This window comes from Rhizobium subbaraonis, from assembly GCF_900220975.1.
In the GTDB taxonomy this organism is placed as follows: Bacteria; Pseudomonadota; Alphaproteobacteria; order Rhizobiales; family Rhizobiaceae; genus Mycoplana; species Mycoplana subbaraonis.
In genome coordinates this window covers 15,741-34,118 of sequence record NZ_OBQD01000015.1, presented here as the reverse complement: position 1 = coordinate 34,118, position 18,378 = coordinate 15,741, and the positions used below count along the sequence as shown (strand labels likewise).

The following is an 18,378-nucleotide window of genomic DNA, read 5'->3' as shown; positions in this document are numbered from 1 at the left end:
GTATTCGACGCCGCTTGCGGCATCAAAAGAATTCGATAGAGCTTTCAACCGGCTTCGGAGCGATGACCGGCCTCTGTTCCTGAGCCACGGTACGCTGCGCCTCTGCGCCGGTCAGAGCATGCTGGCGGGCGCGTCCGCTGGAGGGCCAGTACTCGAGCTTGCGTCCATGCTCGCCGCCTGTGCTTTCGCCGACGATCCTGATGCCTTCGTCCATCAGGAACTGGCGCGCAAAGAGCGCGTTCTGTTCCCCGACGTTGGAGAAGCGGGCGATCGTCTTCGCTCCGCCGAAGATCTTCGCCTCGAGCCGGTCGCGCCGTGCGCCCTGCTTCAGCAGGCCGTTGATCAGCAATTCCATCAGATGCACGCCGTAGCGCGTGGCATCCCCGCCCGCGGCCATCGCCTCGGCTGAACCCGGAAGCAGGAAATGGTTCATGCCGCCAACACCCACGACAGGGTCGCGCATGCAGGCTGCCACGCAGGACCCCAGGATCGTCGTCAGCACGACATCGGGATCGGACACCACCTTGTACTCGCCCTGGATCACATGGACCCGGCGGGCAACAACATCTGTTGTCATTTCAGAGACCCGAATACGGCTTCGATCGCAGCCTTCATCTTGTCGATGGTGAACGGCTTGGCGAGCACGTTGTTGGCACCCAGTGCTGCTGCCTTCTGGACCAGCGCGCGGTCACCCTGCGCCGTCAGAATGATGAAGGCCGCCTTCTTGGTCGCCGGATTGGCGCGCACGTGCTGGAGGAACACCAGCCCGTCCATCTTCGGCATGTTGAAGTCCGAGATGACCAGGTGGTGGGGCTGCTGGGTCATGATCTTCATGCCCTGTTCGCCGTCCCCTGCCGCAGTAATCTGCTTGAAGCCGAGCTGTTGCAGCGCGTCCCCAAGCAGCAGACGACTGGTGACCTGGTCGTCGACGATTAGAACCTTAATTTTCTCAGCGATAGACATTATTCGCTCCCTTCTCTACGGGCCGCAGTGAGCTTCAAGATTTCCTCCCCAATGGACGACAGCGGGAGCTGATGCTCCACCGCGCCCAGTTCATGCGCCACCCGCGGCATTCCATAGACCACGCAAGTCTTTTCGTTTTGTCCTATGGTGCGGGCGCCGGCATGGCGCATCTTCAGTAGTCCGGCCGCGCCGTCGCGACCCATCCCCGTGAGGATGACGCCGACCGCATTGCGGCCGGCAAGTTCGGCGACCGAATCAAACAGGACATCGACCGAAGGGCGATGACCGTTGACCGGGTCTCGATCCAGCAGCCGGCAGCAGGGTGCCGCGACGTTGGCGACCTGCAGATGCCGCTCGCCGCCGGGGGCGAGATAGATCTTGCCGATTTCCAGGCGCGCGCCGTCAGTCGCCTCCTCCACCCGTGGCGCGCAGAGCCGGTTCAGGCGCTCGGCGAAGCTCCTGGTGAAGCTGGGCGGCATGTGCTGTGTAATCACGGTCGGCGGGCAATTGACCGGGAATTTCTGCAAGACCGCGATCAAGGCCTCGACACCGCCCGTCGACGCGCCGATCGCCACGATCTTGCGACCGGAACGGTAGGCACTGGCAGCATTGCCATTTGCAGCAGCCTGTGAAGCCGCGGCCGGTTCCGACGGCACCGAGCGCCGCTGGGAACGCGCGGCCGCCTTCACCTTCTCGGCAAGGTCACCAAACGGTCGGGCGTCACCGGGCTGCGGCTTGCCGACGCAATCGAAGGCACCGATTTCGAGCGCTGCCAGCGTCGCATCCGCGCCGCGATGCGTCAGGCTCGAAACCATGATGACGGGCATCGGACGCAGCCGCATGATCTTGTCCAGAAATTCTAGACCGTTCATGTTCGGCATCTCGATGTCGAGCGTGACGACATCGGGGTTCAACTGCTTGATGGCGTTGCGCGCTTCCATCGCGTCGCCCGCCTGGCCGATGACATCCACATCGGGATCGGCATTGAGGACGGCGGTGATCAGGCCGCGCATGGTGGGCGAATCATCGACAACGAGAACGCGTGCGGGAGCGGTCATGCGCGCCTTCCCTTGCCGGTGTAGCGATAGGTGGTGATGCCGATGTTGTCGAACAGCCCCTTGGATTCGCCGGAAACGCGCTCCGAGTGCCCGATGTAGAGATGCCCGCCCTCGGCAAGCATGCCGGCAAAGCGCGTCCAGATCTTCATCTGCGTCGGCTCGTCGAAATAGATCACGACGTTGCGGCAGAAGATGACGTCGAACGGCCCCTTGAACGGCCACTGCGCCATCAGGTTCAGCTCGTTGTAGGTGATCAGCTTCTTGACGCGGTCTTCGACCTGCCACTTCTGCCGACCGTCGACCGTCACTTCGCGGAAATACTGTTTGCGCATCGCCGGATTGACGGTTTCGAGCGCGGCGGCGTCATAGGCGCCCGCCCGGGCCAGCGCCAGTATCTTGGGATCGATATCGGTCGCAAGGATGCGGAAGTCGTAGTCCGCCGCGTTGGGAAACTGGGAGAGCACCGTCAGCGCGATCGAATAGGGCTCCTGGCCATCGGAGCATGCCGCCGACCAGATGCGGACGCGACCGCCGGCCTTGGCCCGCGCGATGAGGTCGGGCAACACCTCGTTCCTCAAATGGTCGAAGTGGTGGTTCTCGCGGAAGAAGCGGGTGAAGTTCGTCGTCAGGTGCGACAGCATTTCCCGACGCGCCGCGGCTCCCGCCGGCGAGGAAACCAGCGAGCAATATTCGCGGAAACCCTTCAGGCCGAGACTGCGGATGTGCTTGGACAGCCGCGAATAGACCAGGGAGGCCTTTGTCTCATTCAAGTGGATACCGGCATCGGCATAGATCATCGTGGCGATCTCGGACAGGTCGCGGCGCGTCAGCGGGTATTCGCCGCTCGCCAGGCATTCGTCCGGGTTCAGCCTGGCCTCGAAGGCGGGCATCGTCTTCATGCGGCTTCACTTTCGATCTGCGGGAACAACGCTTCGAGCTCGATCATGCAGATCATGCGTCCCTCGATGGCCAGGATGCCGCGGGCATAGTTCTTGGCCGCCTCGTTGGCGATGTCGGGCGTCGGCTGAACGTTGTCGTCGGTGACTGTGAGGATATCGGAGACCGCATCGACCAGAAGGCCGACGACCTTCTGGCCGACCTGCGCCACGATGATGACGTGGCGAACGGTGGGCTCTGCCGCCTTCATGCCGAGACGAAGAGAAAGGTCGATGATCGGTAGCACCGCGCCGCGCAGGTTTATCACGCCCAGCACATATGGTGGCGCGTGCGGCATCGGCGTTGCGGGGGCCCATCCACGGATCTCCCGCACCGACATGATGTTCACACAGAACTCCTGGTCGCCGATGCGGAAAGCTATGAGCTCCCGGCCTTCCGACAGTGTCTTGGCTGCGTACGTCATCTGATCAACCGGTCGCTGCAAGGGACATTTCTTGTTTCAGGGGCTGGCCGCGCGAAGCTGCGACGACCGCGTCCACGTCGAGGATGAGCGCAACGCGGCCATCGCCAAGGATGGTGGCGGCGGCAATGCCGGGAACATGGGTATAGTTGGCCTCGAGGCTCTTGATGACGACCTGGCGCTGGCCCTGGATCGCATCGACCATGAGCGCACGCTGCCCGCCGCCTTCCGATTCGACCAGCAGAGCGACACCTTCGACCGGATTTGCCTGCGTGCCACGGAAGTTCAGGATCCGGCCCACGTCCACCAGCGGGCAGAACGAGTTGCGGATGGAAATCAGCCGCTGGCTGGCACCGAAGGAATGGATGGCGGAAGCCTCCGGCTGCAGCGTCTCCACGATCGCCGTCAGCGGCACGACGAGCGTCTGGCCGGCAACGGTGACGACCATGCCGTCGAGGACTGCCAGCGTCAGCGGCAGGCTCATGGTGAAGACGGAGCCCTGGCCCGGCTTCGACGAGATGGTGATGCGGCCGCCGAGCGCCTGGATCGAGCGCTTGACCACGTCCATGCCGACGCCTCGGCCGGAAATGTCGGAGATCTTGTCGGCGGTGGAGAAGCCGGCGTGGAAGATCAGGTTGTCGATTTCCTCGTCGGAGAGATTGGCGTCTGCGGCGATCAGGTCGTTGTCGATCGCTTTCTGGCGCACCTTCTCGCGGTTGATGCCGCCGCCGTCGTCGGCAAGCTCGATCACGATGCGGCCAGAGCGGTGCTTTGCCGTCAGGCGAACCGTACCCTCAGGGTTCTTGCCGGCCGCCTCGCGCTTCTCCGGCGATTCCAGGCCATGGTCAACGGCGTTACGGATCATGTGGGTCAGCGGTTCGGCCAGCTTGTCGATGACCGTCTTGTCGACTTCGGTGTTTTCGCCCTCGGTGATAAGGCGAACCGACTTTCCGGTCGCATCGGCGATTTCGCGCACGATCCGCGACATGCGCTGGAACACCGGTTTAACCGGCTGCGCGCGGATCGCCATGACCGAATCCTGGATCTCGCGGGTCAGCTGCTGCAGCTCCTCCAGCCCCATATTGATGGAGGAGACGCCGTTGTTGTCGTTCTCGATAACGCTCTGGGAGAGCATCGCCTGATTGATGACGAGCTCGCCGACCAGGTTGATCAGGCGGTCGACGCGGTCGAGATCGACGCGGATCGTCGGCGCGGCGGCCGTGGAAGCGGCTGCATTGGCCGCGGCCTGGCTTGCTGCCGGCGAGGCGGCGAGGGCTGCGCGCGCTTCCACCTTCGGCACCTCGGCCAATTTGACGACATTGCTCGCGACCTCGACTGCCGCAGCGGGCGCAACCGGCTGCTCAAACACAGCCGGTTCGTCTTCGGCGGGAACGTCGGAGGCATCGTCGAGGATGGAAAGGTCAAACGGCACCGGCTGCATCGGCTGCTCGTCGTCTCCGGCAACGGCTTCCGGCTCGTCCTCGATCGTGCGCACTTCGAGATCGCAGTCCCACTCGGCAAATTCGAAGACGGTCCGCACGCCGTCCTCGCCCTTGTCGGTGGCGATAGAGATCTTCCAGGAGAAATAGGCCTCTTCCGGGTTCATGTCCTGGAGAAGGGGCAGCTTGTCCATGTCGCAGCGGATGCTCATCTCGCCGAGACGGGAGAGATCACGCAACAGAAGCGTCGCCTCGTTGCCTTTCGCATAGAGGTCGCGCTTGGGCACGAACAGCACTTCGCAGGTCGGGACATAAGGCTCGACAGGCCGTTCCTCGCCGTCGAAATCATCGAACGAGAACGGGATCGGCTGGAAGCCATCCTCGCTCGTGGCGGGAACTGCCGGGGCGGGTGCCGCCGGGGCCGGAGCCGATGCCTTCGGAGCTGGCGCGGCCTTGGCCACGGGCGGCTCGCTGGCCGCCGGCATCTCGCCGTTGGCCAGCGCTTCCAGTTCGCGGATCAATTGCCGGCTGCGCGCCTCGTCAACGCTGCCGCCGTCGCGCGCGGCATTGCTCAAGTCGGCCAGCACGTCGGCCGACTTGAGCATCACCTTCAGCACGTCCTGGTTCGGCTCGAGCTTGTTGGAACGAACGCAATCAAGCGTGGTCTCGAAAACGTGGGCGAAAGATACCAGATCGTCGAGGCCAAAGGCACCGGCCCCGCCCTTGATCGAGTGCACCGCACGGAAGACCGCATTGACGGTTTCCGGGTCGCGATCGCCGTCATTCATCTTCAAGAGACCAGATTCCAGTTCTGCGAGTTGCTCCTCGCATTCCTGGAAGAAAATCTCCTTGATTTCGTTCATGTCCATCGGGAAGAACCTCGATTTAAGCGGTCACGCGCTCGATTGCATCGATGAGTTTGGTAGGGTCGAACGGCTTGACGATCCAGCCGGTGGCGCCGGCCTGGCGCGCGCGGTTCTTCTTCTCCGCATCGCTTTCGGTCGTCAGCACGAGGATCGGGATCGCGCGGTACTTCTCGTTGCGCCGCACGCCTTCGATGAAGCCGAAGCCGTCGAGGCGCGGCATGTTGATATCCGTGACGATGACGTCGGGATTGGAATGCTCCAGGACCTCCAGGCCCTCGATGCCGTCTTCCGCCTGGATCGTCTCGAACCCGGCATTGTTCAACGTCACCAGAAGCATGTTCCGGATCGTCCGTGAATCATCCACGGTAAGCACCTTCTTCTTCATTGCTGAGTCTCCTTGGCCAGCAGGTGTTCAATATCGACGCCGATGAGCTGCATCGTCTTCACAAAAGGCTCGGACGCCTTGGCAAACGTGTAGTTGCGCTTGTCGGCCTCCCAGGTCTTGGCGCCGGCCATCAGAACCTGGGCGCAAAGCGTGCCGACGCGTTCGACCGCCGAGGCGTCGATGGTCAGGTCGCTGCCCTTGAGCGCCATCAGCTTGTCGCGAAGAGCGGTCGCCTCGTTGAGATCCAGCACGGGTGCCAGGCTCATGCTTTTCTGCGCGGCCTTCCTGCTCGCCATCACTGCGCTCCTTGTTTCTTTCTGTCAGCGTTGAGGGAATGGTTTGTCGAAACATGTGCCGACCAGCCGACGATCTCGCGTCTGCTGCGGCGACTGGAAAAATGGTGTCGCGGGCGATCTTGGTGCATGCCTCATGCCCCAAAGCCGATGGCGCGGGCGGGCGCCGAAGCGGCCATCCGCGGAAGATCCTGGACGCCCCGTGCCGGCCGCGGCGAAACCTCTCCTGCCTGAGCCGGCTGTCGGACGTGAAACTTTCGGATCGTCCGGCCAAGTTCGAGGATCACCGTCTGCAGGTCCTCGCCGGAGCGGCCGATGGTGCTCGCAAGCTCGCTGTCGGCGCCGGACTGGGTGCCGAGCCTGCCGAGCTCGCCGGCAACGGCCTCGAGGCCCGCCATTTCCTCTCCGCTGCGCCGCGCGATGCCGGCGATCGCGTCGTTTATTCCGGCGACCTGCTGGACGATGCCGCCGATCGCATCCTGCGTGCGGTTGACGCGGTCCACGCCGGCCTCGACCTGCGCCTTGGTGCCGGAGACGAGCTGCTTGATCTCGCGGGCGGCATCGGCCGATCGCTGCGCCAGCGCACGGACCTCCTGGGCCACGACAGCAAAGCCGCGGCCGCTGTCGCCGGCACGGGCGGCTTCGATGCCCGCGTTCAACGCCAGAAGATTGGTCTGGAAGGCGATCTCGTCGATCACCCCGATGATCTGGCCGATCTTTTCGGCCGAAGCCTCGATATCGGCCATGGCCGACATCGCTTCGCCGACGATGCGGCCGCTCTGCTCGGCCGAGCTGCGGGTCGTCTGCGCTGCGTCCTCCGCCTTGCGCGTCTCGCCCAGATTGGCCTTGAGCCTGACGGTGATGTCGCCAAGCGTCGCGGCCGTGCCTGCCAGGCCTGCAGAGTGCGCGGCTGTCCGCTCGGCGAGCTGGCTTGCCTGCGCGGACAGCGTCTGCGCCATGGCGCCGGATGCCTCTCCGCGTTCGGCGGCGCCGGCGAGGTGGCGTCCGATCTCTTCAAGCGCGCCATCGAGCGAGCCGGCCAGCTCACGCCAGCTTTCGGGCATCTGCTCGCCGGTCTTGTGGGTGAAATCGAGATTGGCCAGGCTGCGGATGACCTCGCCGAATGCGGTATCGAGCGCACCGTGATCGGCCTGGCGCTGCTCGCCCATGGCGCGATGATGGCTGTGGCGCAGTTCGTTGAAGCGCAGCGACACGCCGATCTCGGCATCGACCATGGCCACGCGCACAAAGGCGGTCAGGAGATCCGCAAGCTCCTTGCGCCGCGGATTGCGCGCCCCTGACAGCAGGGACTTCGGCCAGTATTCCTCGATAAGGCCGTCGATCACGTGTTCGAGGACGACGGTCTGGCCGGACAGACGCCAGCGCGGATCGAGACCCATCTGGCTTTCGGCGTCGGCAAGCACCTTGACGCGCTCCGCATAGAGGCCATCGAAGCGGGCATCGGTCAGCACGCTCCAGTGCGAGGCGTGAAGGTCATGCAGACGGTCGATCGCACGCTCGCTCTGGAAGAGGCGGGCGGCGTCCGGATAGGACTGGAAGCGGTGAAAGAGGTCGCGGAGCGCTGCTTCGACGTGCCGCTCCAGTGTCTGGCGGTGATGGCGCAGCACCTCGCCGTGGGATGGCTCGAGGCCAGCGAATCTCAAACGGTCGCGAAGGCTGGTCGCCTGCCCCGTCTGAGTTTGTTCTGCTGGCACTTCCTGCACTTTCCAGTCTCCACGCACGATGCATTTTCCCGGCCAATTTGGCCAAGCCGGTGAACAGCCGATGGGAGGGTTGCGCGCCCGTTACCTGCAGGCAGCAGGCAAAGTCGCGTAGGCCGGCAGCGACAAGGCAGCCAGGCGCCCATCCACGGGCAGATTCGGTGAAGCTTGATACCGGGTCGAAACCGGTACGGGCGGTACGGCATCATGCCTGAGTGGGAAATGGTGCAAGTTCCCATTCCGACGCGTTGATCCATGTTTATGGTTAATTCGTTGCGTGAAAGTTAATGGCGCCTACCGGATCTGTACTTTGATGGGGCGCTCAACACCGGAACCGGAGGCCCCGCGCGGCGATCGGGCCTTGGCACGTTCCCCGCATCCCTAAGATTCGCTAGGCAGAAAATCGGGACGGTCAATATTTCGCAAGGCAAAGGCAAGCTTCTTCTGCTAGAAGTGCTTTGCAGACAATGATGTCCCTGGAATCGAGCAATGATTGTTCTTTGGTTGAGTGCATTGATCTTGACTGTCGCCACGCTTGCAGCCGTCGCGACGCTCATCGGCATAGACGGCCGGCAGGCCGCAAAAGTCCCCGTTATTTTCTGATCCGGGCCTGATCGCAGATCCAGCGACAGGAAGGGCGGCTTTCAGCCGTCGGCGAGGCTGCGCCATCTGTCGGCATAGGCTGCGGCCGTTGCATGAAGTCCAAGCTCCACAGTGCGCAGCCGGGGCTTTGGCACCTCACCTGCAGCGAGGCACGCGGCACCGACGCTGGTCCCGGTCGCACTTTCTCCCACCAGCACATCGCGCCCCGTCGCGACCTTGAGCATGGAAAGATAAGGGTCGTTGCCTGCGAACGGCCCTTCGACGATCGTCGGCCCGTCCGCGCCGATCAACGATAGACAAGTCGCAGTCATCAGCGCCAGATGAAAGGCAATGACCGCCTGTACTTCCTCGGGTCGAAGCACGGCGCGATCCACGGTCCAATGCGCCCGCCTGCCGGGATAGGGGCCGGAATCGGATGGTATCGAGGGCAGAAGCATTGCGTCTTGCGAAAGGACCGCGGCAAGCACCTCTTCGGACACCGGCGCGTTGGTGCCGCCAAGCGAGGAGAAAGCACGTCCGCCCATGAAGCGCGCCGACGGGACTGGATCGCCGAGCGCATTGACGTTGACCAGGGTGTCGCGCCGCTCGTCCAATTCGGCTGCCTTCGCCCCCATCGCCATGCAGACGACCCAGGTGCCGGTCGAGACCACCGCATAGGGCGACGGCGTCGTCAGCACATAGGGCAGAAGCGATGCATTGGAATCGTGGATACCGCAATGGACCGGCGTATCGGGGCCAAGCCCCGTGGCCGACGCCACCTCCGGGCGGATGGGCCCGAGCACGTCGGATGCCTTGCGCAGCGGTGGCATCAGGGAGCTCCAGCCCTGCCCCGCCACCAGCGACGAGTACCGGCGCCTGCGCGGCTCCCACAGATCCGCATGGCAGCCGAGCGAGGTGACTTCACCCGATAGCACGCCCGTAAGCCGGAAGCTCCAGTACTGGGCATACATCAGGATCGCAGCGGTTCGCCCGAAGGCGTCCGGAAACAGACGCGACTGCCAGTAAAGCTGCATGCCGGCGTTCAGGCCCATCGGCAGCTTCGGCGTTCCCGTGTCAGAAAAGCGCGGCCGTAGCGCTTCATACTCGGCCAGCAGTTCCTGCGGACCATCATGCTCATAGTCCAGCACCGGCAGGACGAGGATGCCATCGGCATCCACCAGGGCGGTCGTCGCGCCATGGGTTGTGACCGAGATCCGATCGATCCTCCGCTCCGCATTCAAAGCCTTGAGGCTGTCGAGAATGAAGGCCCACAGCCTATCGGTGTCGAAATGCGGATAGGGGGATACATCGACCACGCCGTTCGGCGTAGTGCGCACCGCGATCTCGCGGAAGTTCGCTCCATCGACAAGCGCGACCTTGGCGTTGGTCTTGCCGATATCGATGACGGCGATGGTTGCTGCAGCCATGGTCGGCACGCTCATTCCATATGGAACACGGTTCGAAGCGGGACGGCGACCGGCTCATTGTCCGGCTTCGTCTCCATGATGTCGGCCATGTGCGCCCACCAGCGCTTCATGACCGGATGCTCCGGCAGCCGCTCCATCGTGTGATCGTCGCGACGCCAGAGGACGCCGAACAAAAGGTTGGTCTCTTCATCGAGATGGATCGAATAGTCCGAGATGCCGGCCTCCCTGAGCAGGGTCTCGAGCTCCGGCCAGATGGCGTTGTGCCGTGCCTCGTATTCCCCGGCCATGCCGGGGTTCAGGCGCATGCGGAAGGCGAATTTTTCCATCGGGACCTCAATGCGCCATACGACGCTTCAGCCGGGCATAGAGGATCGGCAGCGCGATCACGGATATCAGCAGGAAACCGATGAAGATCGACATGACGATGCCCGGCACGTTGAGCAGACCGAAGCCGAAGGTGACCATGCCCATGATCAGGGCCGCCAGCACCACCCCGCCGATCGTGCCGGAGCCGCCAAGGATGCTGACGCCGCCGAGCACCACCATCGTCACGACCTCCAGCTCCCAGCCGAGCGCAATGGAGGGTCGGGTCGAGCCGAGCCGCGAGGTCAGGCAGATCGAGGCGATCGCCGACATCAGGCCGGTCAGCAGGAACAGGGTGAACTTCACCCGGGCCACGCGGACACCGGAGAAGAGTGCCGCCGTCTGGTTGTTGCCGATCGCATAGACGGCGCGCCCGAAATTGGTCAGATGCAACAGCGCCGCGTAGAAGACGGCAAACCCCAAGAACAGGCAGAATTCGAACGAGAACACCCACCAGACATAGCCCTGACCGAAATAGGCGAAACTCTCCGGATAGCTGGTGAAGGCCTGGTCGCCGAGCACGATGAAGGCGATGCCGCGGAACAGGCTCATCGTGCCGATCGTCACCACGATCGAGGGCAGGCCGAGCCGCGTGACGAGAAGGCCGTTGATGGCGCCGCAGGCAAGTCCGGTCATCAGGCCGACGGCGACGAGGGCGGGCGTATCGAAGCCCTGGGCGGCTGCATAGCCCATCGCAGTCGAGGTCAGCGCCACGATCGAGGCGACCGAGAGGTCGATCTCGCCGGAAATCACCACCAGCGCCATGGCAAAGGCGATCAGCGCCTTCTCGGTGAAGTTGAAGGTGGCGTCAGACAGGTTCCATGGATCGAGGAAATAGGGAGAAGCGAAAGAATTGACCGTAAAGATCAGGATCGCCACCACCACCAGCAGACTTTCCCAGCTCTTCAGCAGGCGGGCGCTGCGCCCCTGCAGGCGGTCGGGTATGTGACGCGTCGTCATTGGTTCCTCGGCCATCAGTGCGCCTCCGCCTTCTTGAGGATGACCCTGCCCTTGCGCCGCTCGGCGCGCGCATTGACGGCAACGGCAATGATGATGACCGTGCCGGAGATCGCCATCTGGGCGAAGGGCGAGATGTTGATGACCGGCAGGGCGTTCTTGATGACGCCCAAAAACAGCGCGCCGAGCACCGCGCCCGGCACCGAGCCGATGCCTCCGGCGATCGAAATGCCGCCGATCACGCATGCGGCGATGATGTCGAGCTCGAAGCCGAGCGCGATGTCGACATAGGCCACCGCATAGCGCGAGACCCAGAGATAGCCGGCAAAGCCCGCCAGCGCGCCCGAGAGGCAATAGGCGAGGAAGCGGGTGCGGCCGACATCGATGCCGGTATAGACCGCCGCATGCGGATTGCCGCCGACCGCATAGAAGGCCCGTCCGACCGCGGTACGCGTCATGACGACGAAGACGATCGCGATGATGGCGATCGAGAACCAGGAAAGTGCCGGGATACCGAGGAGATCGGCGCGCGGCAGGGCCTTGAAGGCGTCGCTCATCTGATGGGCGTTGATCCACTGGCCGCCGGTCAAAAGGAAGATCGAGCCGCGGAAGATCGTCAGCGTGCCAAGCGTGACGACGATCGGCGGGATATTCAGCTTCCAGACGAGCAGGCCGTTGATCGCGCCGAGTGCCGCGCCGAGCGCCACCACTGAAGCGATGACGAGAGGGATCGGCAGGCCGGGCAAGGCGACGTTGATCAGGCCGGCGACCATGCCGCAGAGCGCCAGGTTTGCCGCCATGGACAGGTCGATGCAGCGGGTCAGGATCACCGCCATCTGGCCGAGTGCCAGAATGATCAGGATCGAGGTGTCGTTGTAGACCCGGCCGAGATTGGCCGGCTGGATGAAGCCCGGGAAGCGCAGCGTGATCAGCGCGAGAAGCGCCAGGATCGCCACCACCAGCAGGGCCTCGCGGTTCTTCAGAAGCATGTTCATGGCGTGGTCTCCGAAATGCCTGCCGCGGCGCGCACGAGCTTTTCGGCGGTCAGGTCGGCGCGCTCGTACTGGCCGACCATCCGGCCCTCGCGCATGACGATGACGCGGTCCGACATGCCCATGATCTCGGGAATTTCAGAGGAAACCATGATGACGCTGAGCCCTTGCGCGGCAAGCTCGCTCATGAAGGCGTGTACGGCGGCCTTGGAGCCGATGTCGATGCCCTTGGTGGGTTCATCGAGGATGATGACCTTGGGCTTCGTCGCCAGCCACTTGGCGATCACCACCTTTTGCTGGTTGCCCCCCGAAAGCGTGCCGACGTCCTGGTCGAGGGCAGCAGCGCGCAGGTCGAGGCGCGAGGTGTATTCGCGCGCCAGCCGGAACTCTTCCGCCATCCGAAGGAAGCCTGAGCGCGAGGTACGGGTCAGCGAGGGAAGCGTCACGTTCTGGAAGATCGGCATGCCGATGATCGCGCCCTGCCTTCCCCGCTCCTCCGGCACATAGACGATGCCGGCCTCGATCGCCTCGGCCGGCGAGCGGATGACCAGCACCCGGTCGTCCAGACGGACGGCACCGGCGGATGGCCTGGTGATGCCGATCAGCGATTGCATGAATTCTGAGCGCCCGGCGCCGACAAGCCCGTAAAAGCCGAGGATCTCGCCGCGGCGCAGCTCGAAGTTGATGTCCTCGAATTCCGTCGGATGGCGATAGCCGGAGACGGTCAGCACCGGCCCGCCGATCGAAACCTCCTGCTTGGGAAACACCTGGCCGACGTCGCGGCCGACCATCATGCGCACCAGGTCGTCCTGCGTCGTGCCGGCAATCACTCCATCGCCGACCATGCGGCCGTCGCGGAAGACGGTGTAGCGGTCGGCAATCCGAAAGATCTCGTCGAACTTGTGGCTGATGAAAAGGATCGCCTTGCCATCCGCCTTCAGGCGATCGATCAATTCGTAGAGCTCGTGAATCTCTTTGTAAGAAAGCGCCGCTGTCGGCTCGTCCATGATGACGACGCGGGCGTCGATGGAAAGCGCGCGCGCGATTGCGACGAGGTGCTTGCTGGCGATGCCGAGATCGCGCAGGCGGATGGTCGGGTCAATATCGGCGCCGACGCGCGACAGCAACTGGCGGGCATCGGCATTGAGCTTCGTCCAGTCGATCAGGCCAAATCGCGTGCGCGGGGCGTGACCGAGGAAGATGTTCTCGGCGACGGAGAGCTCGTCGAAGAGCACGGTCTCCTGATGGATGGCGGTGACGCCGGCCCTTGCGGCCGCACTTGCGGAGGGGAAATGGACCTCTGCGCCATCGACGCGGATCGCACCGCCATCCGGCTGGTAGATGCCGGTCAGGATCTTCACAAGTGTCGACTTGCCGGCACCGTTTTCGCCGATCAGCGCCGTGACGGAGCCGGGATAGAGCGACAGGGAGACGTCGGAGAGCGCGTGAACGCCGGGAAAGGACTTCGATATCCCCTCCAGCGCGATCGCCGGCTTCATCCGCAATGTGGTGGTGTCCTGCAACAAGGGCTCGTCCGTCGGATTGATGTCTTGTCGATAAAGGTTGTTCGTCGCCGCATGCTAGAGATTGCCCCTCACCCTAGCCCTCTCCCCGCAAGCGGGGAGAGGGAACGAGACCGGGATGCCGGCGTCGGTGTTCGGCGAGAGGCCGCCACACGTCTCCTTCTCCCGGTTTACAGCGAGAAGGTGGCCGGCAGGCCGGATGAGGGGCAATGCGCTTGCTTCAGGCGGCCCGGCATGTCTGCCGCCGAACCGTGCTCCCGAGATCAGAAGATCTTGGCGAATTCCTCGACGTTCGAGGCGTCGTAGACGAAGGGGTCGGCCATCGCGCCCTCATTGTTCTCGCCGAGCTTGAGCTTGCCCATGCGGCCCATGCTCAGTTCCGCACCGGGCTTGGCCTCGGCACCGTCGATCAGGTCGTTGGCGAGCATGGTGGCGGAATAGCCGAGGTCGATCGGGTTCCAGATCGCGAACGACTTCGAAGCGCCTGACTTGACGTGGCCCGCCATCTCGGAGGGAAGGCCGAGGCCGGTGACGTTGATCTGGCCGATCTTGCCGGCGTCGGCAACGGCCTGGGCCGCGGCAACGATGCCGACCGAGGTCGGCGCGATGATCGCCTTCAGGTTCGGATGGGACTGAATGAGACCCTGCGTCTCGCGGTAGGACTTGTCGGCCAGGTCGTCGCCATAGACGGTGGTGACGATGTTGACGCCTGGATAGTTCGGCAGGACCTTCTTCATTTCCTCGATCCAGACGTTCTGGTTGGTCGAGGTCGCCGTCGCCGACAGGATCGCCACGTCACCCTTGCCTTCGGGCAGGTTGTCGGCTGCCATCTTGACGCACATGTTTCCGATCAGCGCGCTCGACGAGGGGTTGAGATGCAACTGGCGGCCTTCGGGCGCCACGCCGGAATCCCACGAGATCACCTTGATGCCGCGGTCCATCGCCTTCTTCAAGGCGGGCACCAGCGCGTCGGTGTCGTTGGCCGAAACCGCGATCGCATCGACCTTCTGGGCGATAAGCGAGTTGATTACTTCGATCTGCCCTTCCGCCGTGGTGGTCGTCGGACCGGTGTAGATCACCTCGACACCGCCGATTTCCTTGGCGGCTTCCTGCGCGCCCTTGTTGGCGGCCTCGAAGAAGCCGATGCCGAGCGCCTTCACCACCAGTGCGATCTTCTTGTCCGCCGCGTTGGCGACGTTTGCAACAAGCGCCGTCGAAACGGCCGCTGCCACGAGCAATGCCTTCCAGATCTTCATGTCCTAGTCCTCCCTGACTGGTTCCTTCCCCTCCCCCGCGTGCATCACGCCTGCGACGGAGCATTCTCCACCGGGGCAGCCGCCTGAACGTCCGCGACGATCAGGCTGACGCCGGCATTCTCCAGCATCGCGGCTTCCCTGTCCTCGATGCCTGAATCCGTAATCACCGTTGCGATGCGCTTCAGGCCGCACAGGATGAGGCTGGAGCGCTTCTTGAATTTCGACGAATCCACCAGAACGACCAGGTCGTCTGCCTGGTCGATCAGCTTCTGCTCGGCCTGGATCAGCAGCGGATCGGCTTCCATCAGCCCGAGCGGTCCGAGCCCTTGCGCGCCCATGAACATGCGGCGCGCATAGAAGTTGCGCGTCACGTCGTTCTCGAACGGGCTCAGGATGATGTTCTGTTCGCGGTAGATCGTGCCGCCGGACAACATCACCGTGTTCTTGGAGTGCTTGAGAAGATGTTCTGCGATCGGAAACGAATTGGTGAACACCTGCATGCGCCGGTTCGCCAGGAAATGGACCATCTGGAACGTCGTCGTGCCACCATTGATGATGATCGGCTCGCCGTCCTGGCAGAGCGCCACCGCCTCCTTGGCGATCGCCTGCTTCTGCCTGGTATTAAGCGTTTCGTTGACGCTGAACGGACGGCCGGCAAGACCGACGAACTGCGGCGGATTGATCGCCTCCGCACCGCCACGCACACGGCGCAGCCGCTTCTGCACGTGCAGGGCCGCTATATCCCGCCTGATCGTCGCCTCGGAGCTGTCCGTCAGGTCCACGAGCTCGGGCACCGTGACGACAGGCTTTTCCTGGACGGCAGAAAGGATGATCCGATGTCTTTCCTTCTCGTGCATGGCCCCTCCCTGGTGACTGTATGCTTCCATCATGACCGCGCATTGTCAATCATGATCGGTCATAATTTTTCATTGTGCAGCGCAGTATGACTGTTTTTGATCGTTTGTGATTGACATCATCGCGGCTTCCATGAGATTTGAAAGGCGACGTGGAGGTGCGGCCGAAGGGTCGCGAGATAGAAGACCGGGAGGAAATACCGATGCTCGACACACAGGCGAACGGGCAGCAAGGGTCGCGCCTTGCCAATCTCTGGGACGAGGCGAAGGCGGCGGGAATGAGCGAATCCGAACGCCTTCTCTATCGCTCCAACCTGCTCGGTTCCGACAAACGCATCACCAACTACGGCGGAGGCAACACGTCGGCCAAGGTCATGGAGAGCGATCCGCTCGGCGGCGGCAACGTCGAGGTGCTCTGGGTCAAGGGCTCCGGCGGCGATGTCGGCACGATCAAGATGGACGGCTTCGCCACGCTCTATATGGACAAGCTGCAGGCGTTGAAGGGACTTTACCGCGGCGTCGAGCATGAGGACGAGATGGTGGGCTACCTCCCCCACTGCACCTTCAACCTCAATCCGCGGGCCGCTTCGATCGATACGCCGCTGCATGCCTATGTGCCGCGTGTCCATGTCGACCACATGCACCCGGACGCGATCATCGCGATCGCCGCCTCGAAGAACAGCCGCGAACTGACGCAGCAGATCTTCGGCGACGACATCGGCTGGCTGCCCTGGAAACGCCCCGGCTACGAGCTGGGCCTGTGGCTGGAAAGGTTCTGCAAGGAAAACCCGGGCGCGCGCGGCGTCGTGCTGGAAAGCCACGGCCTCTTCACCTGGGCCGACACGGCGAAGGAATGCTACGAGACGACGGTAGAGATCATCAACAAGGCGATCGCCTGGTTCGAGGCGAACAACACCGTTCCGGCCTTCGGCGGCGCCGTGAAGCCGGTGCTTGCCGCCGACGAGCGGCGTGCGGTGGCGCAGAAGCTGATGCCCGTCATTCGCGGGCTGATTAGCGCCGACGAAAGCAAGGTCGGCCATTTCGACGACAGCCAGGCCGTTCTCGACTTCGTGACGTCGAAGAACCTCGCTCCGTTGGCGGCCCTGGGCACGAGCTGCCCGGACCATTTCCTGCGCACCAAGATCCGTCCGCTGGTGGTCGATTTCGATCCCAACGCGCCGGATGTTGACAAGACGCTCGCCGGCCTTCCCGATGCGATCGCCGCCTACCGCGCCGACTATGCCGGCTACTACGAGCGCTGCAAGCGGGACAACAGCCCGGCGATGCGCGATCCGAACGCCGTCGTGTACCTCGTCCCCGGCGTCGGCATGATCACCTTTGCCAAGGACAAGGCGACCGCGCGCATCTCGGCCGAATTCTACGTCAACGCCATCAACGTCATGCGCGGTGCGGCGGGTGTATCCACCTATGTCGGCCTGCCGGAACAGGAAGCGTTCGACATCGAATACTGGCTGCTCGAGGAAGCCAAACTGCAGCGCATGCCGAAGCCGAAAAGCCTGGCGGGCCGCATCGCGCTCGTCACCGGCGGTGCCGGCGGCATCGGCAAGGCGACGGCCCACCGGCTGATGGCCGAGGGTGCCTGCGTGGTGCTGGCCGATATCGACGAGGAGGCACTTTCGGCAGCCCAGGCAGAACTTGCGGGGCGCTATGGAAAGGACGTCGTCCGGTCGGTGGCCATGAACGTCACCGACGAGGCGCAGGTGGAAAAGAGCTTCACCGATACGCTGACCGAATTCGGCGGCCTCGACATCCTGGTCTCCAATGCGGGCCTTGCTTCGTCAGCCCCGATCGAGGAGACGACGCTTTCGCTGTGGAACAAGAACATCGACATTCTCGCCACCGGTTATTTCCTCGTCTCGCGCGAGGCCTTCCGGATCTTCCGCCGGCAGAAGGCCGGGGGCAACGTCGTGTTCGTCGCCTCGAAGAACGGGCTCGCCGCCTCACCCGGCGCCTCTGCCTACTGCACCGCTAAGGCGGCCGAGATCCATCTGGCCCGCTGCCTGGCGCTTGAGGGGGCATCCGAGCAGATCCGCGTCAACGTCGTCAATCCGGACGCGGTGCTGCGCGGCTCGAAGATCTGGACAGGCGAATGGAAGGAACAGCGCGCCGCGACCTACAAGACAGACGACCTGGAGGCGCATTATCGCGAACGCTCGATGCTCAAGCGCAGCGTGTTCCCCGAGGACATCGCCGAGGCGATCTACTTCCTCGCCTCCGACATGTCGGCCAAGTCGACCGGCAACATCATCAACGTGGACGCCGGCAACGCGCAGTCGTTTACCCGGTAGGGATCGCGCGGGCGTCTTCTTGCACCTCGTCGA

General features: G+C 63.6%; 17 protein-coding genes. 1 reads left to right on the top strand and 16 read right to left on the bottom strand.

From position 1 onward, the window contains the following. Nucleotides 1-22 precede the first annotated feature (22 nt). From cheD to CRO48_RS21440, 16 genes are all read right to left on the bottom strand, one after another. Complete coding sequence (gene cheD, locus CRO48_RS21515; protein WP_097141922.1) at nucleotides 23-577, bottom strand: chemoreceptor glutamine deamidase CheD; 555 nt, start codon at nucleotides 575-577, stop codon at nucleotides 23-25. Next, nucleotides 574-963, bottom strand: a complete 390-nt coding sequence (locus CRO48_RS21510; protein ID WP_097141921.1) for a response regulator — start codon at nucleotides 961-963, stop codon at nucleotides 574-576. The genes cheD and CRO48_RS21510 overlap by 4 nt, the downstream gene beginning before the upstream one ends. Then, a complete protein-coding gene (gene cheB, locus CRO48_RS21505) occupies nucleotides 963-2,021 on the bottom strand; it encodes a protein-glutamate O-methylesterase CheB (RefSeq protein ID WP_097141920.1) in 1,059 nt (352 codons plus the stop codon). The genes CRO48_RS21510 and cheB overlap by 1 nt, the downstream gene beginning before the upstream one ends. Continuing rightward, nucleotides 2,018-2,920, bottom strand: coding sequence for a protein-glutamate O-methyltransferase (locus tag CRO48_RS21500; RefSeq protein ID WP_097141919.1), 903 nt, complete (start codon nucleotides 2,918-2,920; stop codon nucleotides 2,018-2,020). The genes cheB and CRO48_RS21500 overlap by 4 nt, the downstream gene beginning before the upstream one ends. Continuing rightward, a complete protein-coding gene (locus tag CRO48_RS21495; RefSeq protein WP_097141918.1) occupies nucleotides 2,917-3,381 on the bottom strand; it encodes a chemotaxis protein CheW in 465 nt (154 codons plus the stop codon). The genes CRO48_RS21500 and CRO48_RS21495 overlap by 4 nt, the downstream gene beginning before the upstream one ends. Nucleotides 3,382-3,385: 4 nt before the next feature. Next, nucleotides 3,386-5,686 (bottom strand): chemotaxis protein CheA, encoded by a 2,301-nt coding sequence (locus CRO48_RS21490; RefSeq protein ID WP_097141917.1) that lies wholly within the window; start codon nucleotides 5,684-5,686, stop codon nucleotides 3,386-3,388. Between the two features lie 16 nt (nucleotides 5,687-5,702). Beyond that, nucleotides 5,703-6,068, bottom strand: a complete 366-nt coding sequence (gene cheY1, locus CRO48_RS21485; protein WP_097141916.1) for a chemotaxis response regulator CheY1 — start codon at nucleotides 6,066-6,068, stop codon at nucleotides 5,703-5,705. Beyond that, nucleotides 6,065-6,364: an STAS domain-containing protein gene (locus CRO48_RS21480; protein WP_097141915.1), complete on the bottom strand. Its 300-nt coding sequence runs from the start codon at nucleotides 6,362-6,364 to the stop codon at nucleotides 6,065-6,067. The genes cheY1 and CRO48_RS21480 overlap by 4 nt, the downstream gene beginning before the upstream one ends. 131 nt (nucleotides 6,365-6,495) lie before the next feature. Beyond that, complete coding sequence (locus CRO48_RS21475; protein WP_141402090.1) at nucleotides 6,496-8,076, bottom strand: globin-coupled sensor protein; 1,581 nt, start codon at nucleotides 8,074-8,076, stop codon at nucleotides 6,496-6,498. Nucleotides 8,077-8,726: 650 nt separating this feature from the next. Next, nucleotides 8,727-10,091: an FGGY-family carbohydrate kinase gene (locus tag CRO48_RS21470; RefSeq protein WP_097142032.1), complete on the bottom strand. Its 1,365-nt coding sequence runs from the start codon at nucleotides 10,089-10,091 to the stop codon at nucleotides 8,727-8,729. An 11-nt stretch (nucleotides 10,092-10,102) separates the two neighbouring features. Continuing rightward, nucleotides 10,103-10,417: an L-rhamnose mutarotase gene (rhaM, locus tag CRO48_RS21465; RefSeq protein ID WP_097141913.1), complete on the bottom strand. Its 315-nt coding sequence runs from the start codon at nucleotides 10,415-10,417 to the stop codon at nucleotides 10,103-10,105. A gap of 7 nt (nucleotides 10,418-10,424) precedes the next feature. Next, nucleotides 10,425-11,429: an ABC transporter permease gene (locus tag CRO48_RS21460; protein WP_097141912.1), complete on the bottom strand. Its 1,005-nt coding sequence runs from the start codon at nucleotides 11,427-11,429 to the stop codon at nucleotides 10,425-10,427. Then, on the bottom strand, nucleotides 11,429-12,406 hold the full coding sequence (locus tag CRO48_RS21455; RefSeq protein WP_097141911.1) for an ABC transporter permease: 978 nt from the start codon (nucleotides 12,404-12,406) through the stop codon (nucleotides 11,429-11,431). Before CRO48_RS21455 ends, CRO48_RS21460 begins: the two co-directional genes overlap by 1 nt. Beyond that, on the bottom strand, nucleotides 12,403-13,902 hold the full coding sequence (locus CRO48_RS21450; RefSeq protein WP_097141910.1) for a sugar ABC transporter ATP-binding protein: 1,500 nt from the start codon (nucleotides 13,900-13,902) through the stop codon (nucleotides 12,403-12,405). Before CRO48_RS21450 ends, CRO48_RS21455 begins: the two co-directional genes overlap by 4 nt. A 287-nt stretch (nucleotides 13,903-14,189) precedes the next feature. Then, entirely contained in the window at nucleotides 14,190-15,182 is a 993-nt protein-coding gene (rhaS, locus tag CRO48_RS21445) for a rhamnose ABC transporter substrate-binding protein (protein ID WP_097141909.1), read from the bottom strand. A 44-nt stretch (nucleotides 15,183-15,226) separates the two neighbouring features. Beyond that, on the bottom strand, nucleotides 15,227-16,039 hold the full coding sequence (locus tag CRO48_RS21440; RefSeq protein WP_097141908.1) for a DeoR/GlpR family DNA-binding transcription regulator: 813 nt from the start codon (nucleotides 16,037-16,039) through the stop codon (nucleotides 15,227-15,229). Nucleotides 16,040-16,239: 200 nt separating this feature from the next. On the opposite strand from CRO48_RS21440, the gene CRO48_RS21435 reads away from it, so the two are divergent. Next, nucleotides 16,240-18,345, top strand: coding sequence for a bifunctional rhamnulose-1-phosphate aldolase/short-chain dehydrogenase (locus CRO48_RS21435; protein WP_097141907.1), 2,106 nt, complete (start codon nucleotides 16,240-16,242; stop codon nucleotides 18,343-18,345). Nucleotides 18,346-18,378: the final 33 nt, after the last annotated feature.

Bases quoted from the DNA above. Each gene is read 5' to 3' on its own strand.
- cheD (WP_097141922.1), bottom strand. From the start codon at position 577: ATGACAACAGATGTTGTTGCCCGCCGGGTCCATGTGATCCAGGGCGAG.
- cheY1 (WP_097141916.1), bottom strand. From the start codon at position 6,068: ATGAAGAAGAAGGTGCTTACCGTGGATGATTCACGGACGATCCGGAAC.
- CRO48_RS21450 (WP_097141910.1), bottom strand. From the start codon at position 13,902: ATGAAGCCGGCGATCGCGCTGGAGGGGATATCGAAGTCCTTTCCCGGC.
- CRO48_RS21435 (WP_097141907.1), top strand. From the start codon at position 16,240: ATGCTCGACACACAGGCGAACGGGCAGCAAGGGTCGCGCCTTGCCAAT.
- CRO48_RS21455 (WP_097141911.1), bottom strand. From the start codon at position 12,406: ATGAACATGCTTCTGAAGAACCGCGAGGCCCTGCTGGTGGTGGCGATC.
- CRO48_RS21490 (WP_097141917.1), bottom strand. From the start codon at position 5,686: ATGGACATGAACGAAATCAAGGAGATTTTCTTCCAGGAATGCGAGGAG.
- cheB (WP_097141920.1), bottom strand. From the start codon at position 2,021: ATGACCGCTCCCGCACGCGTTCTCGTTGTCGATGATTCGCCCACCATG.
- CRO48_RS21480 (WP_097141915.1), bottom strand. From the start codon at position 6,364: ATGGCGAGCAGGAAGGCCGCGCAGAAAAGCATGAGCCTGGCACCCGTG.
- CRO48_RS21440 (WP_097141908.1), bottom strand. From the start codon at position 16,039: ATGCACGAGAAGGAAAGACATCGGATCATCCTTTCTGCCGTCCAGGAA.
- CRO48_RS21460 (WP_097141912.1), bottom strand. From the start codon at position 11,429: ATGGCCGAGGAACCAATGACGACGCGTCACATACCCGACCGCCTGCAG.
- rhaM (WP_097141913.1), bottom strand. From the start codon at position 10,417: ATGGAAAAATTCGCCTTCCGCATGCGCCTGAACCCCGGCATGGCCGGG.
- CRO48_RS21495 (WP_097141918.1), bottom strand. From the start codon at position 3,381: ATGACGTACGCAGCCAAGACACTGTCGGAAGGCCGGGAGCTCATAGCT.
- rhaS (WP_097141909.1), bottom strand. From the start codon at position 15,182: ATGAAGATCTGGAAGGCATTGCTCGTGGCAGCGGCCGTTTCGACGGCG.
- CRO48_RS21470 (WP_097142032.1), bottom strand. From the start codon at position 10,091: ATGGCTGCAGCAACCATCGCCGTCATCGATATCGGCAAGACCAACGCC.
- CRO48_RS21500 (WP_097141919.1), bottom strand. From the start codon at position 2,920: ATGAAGACGATGCCCGCCTTCGAGGCCAGGCTGAACCCGGACGAATGC.
- CRO48_RS21510 (WP_097141921.1), bottom strand. From the start codon at position 963: ATGTCTATCGCTGAGAAAATTAAGGTTCTAATCGTCGACGACCAGGTC.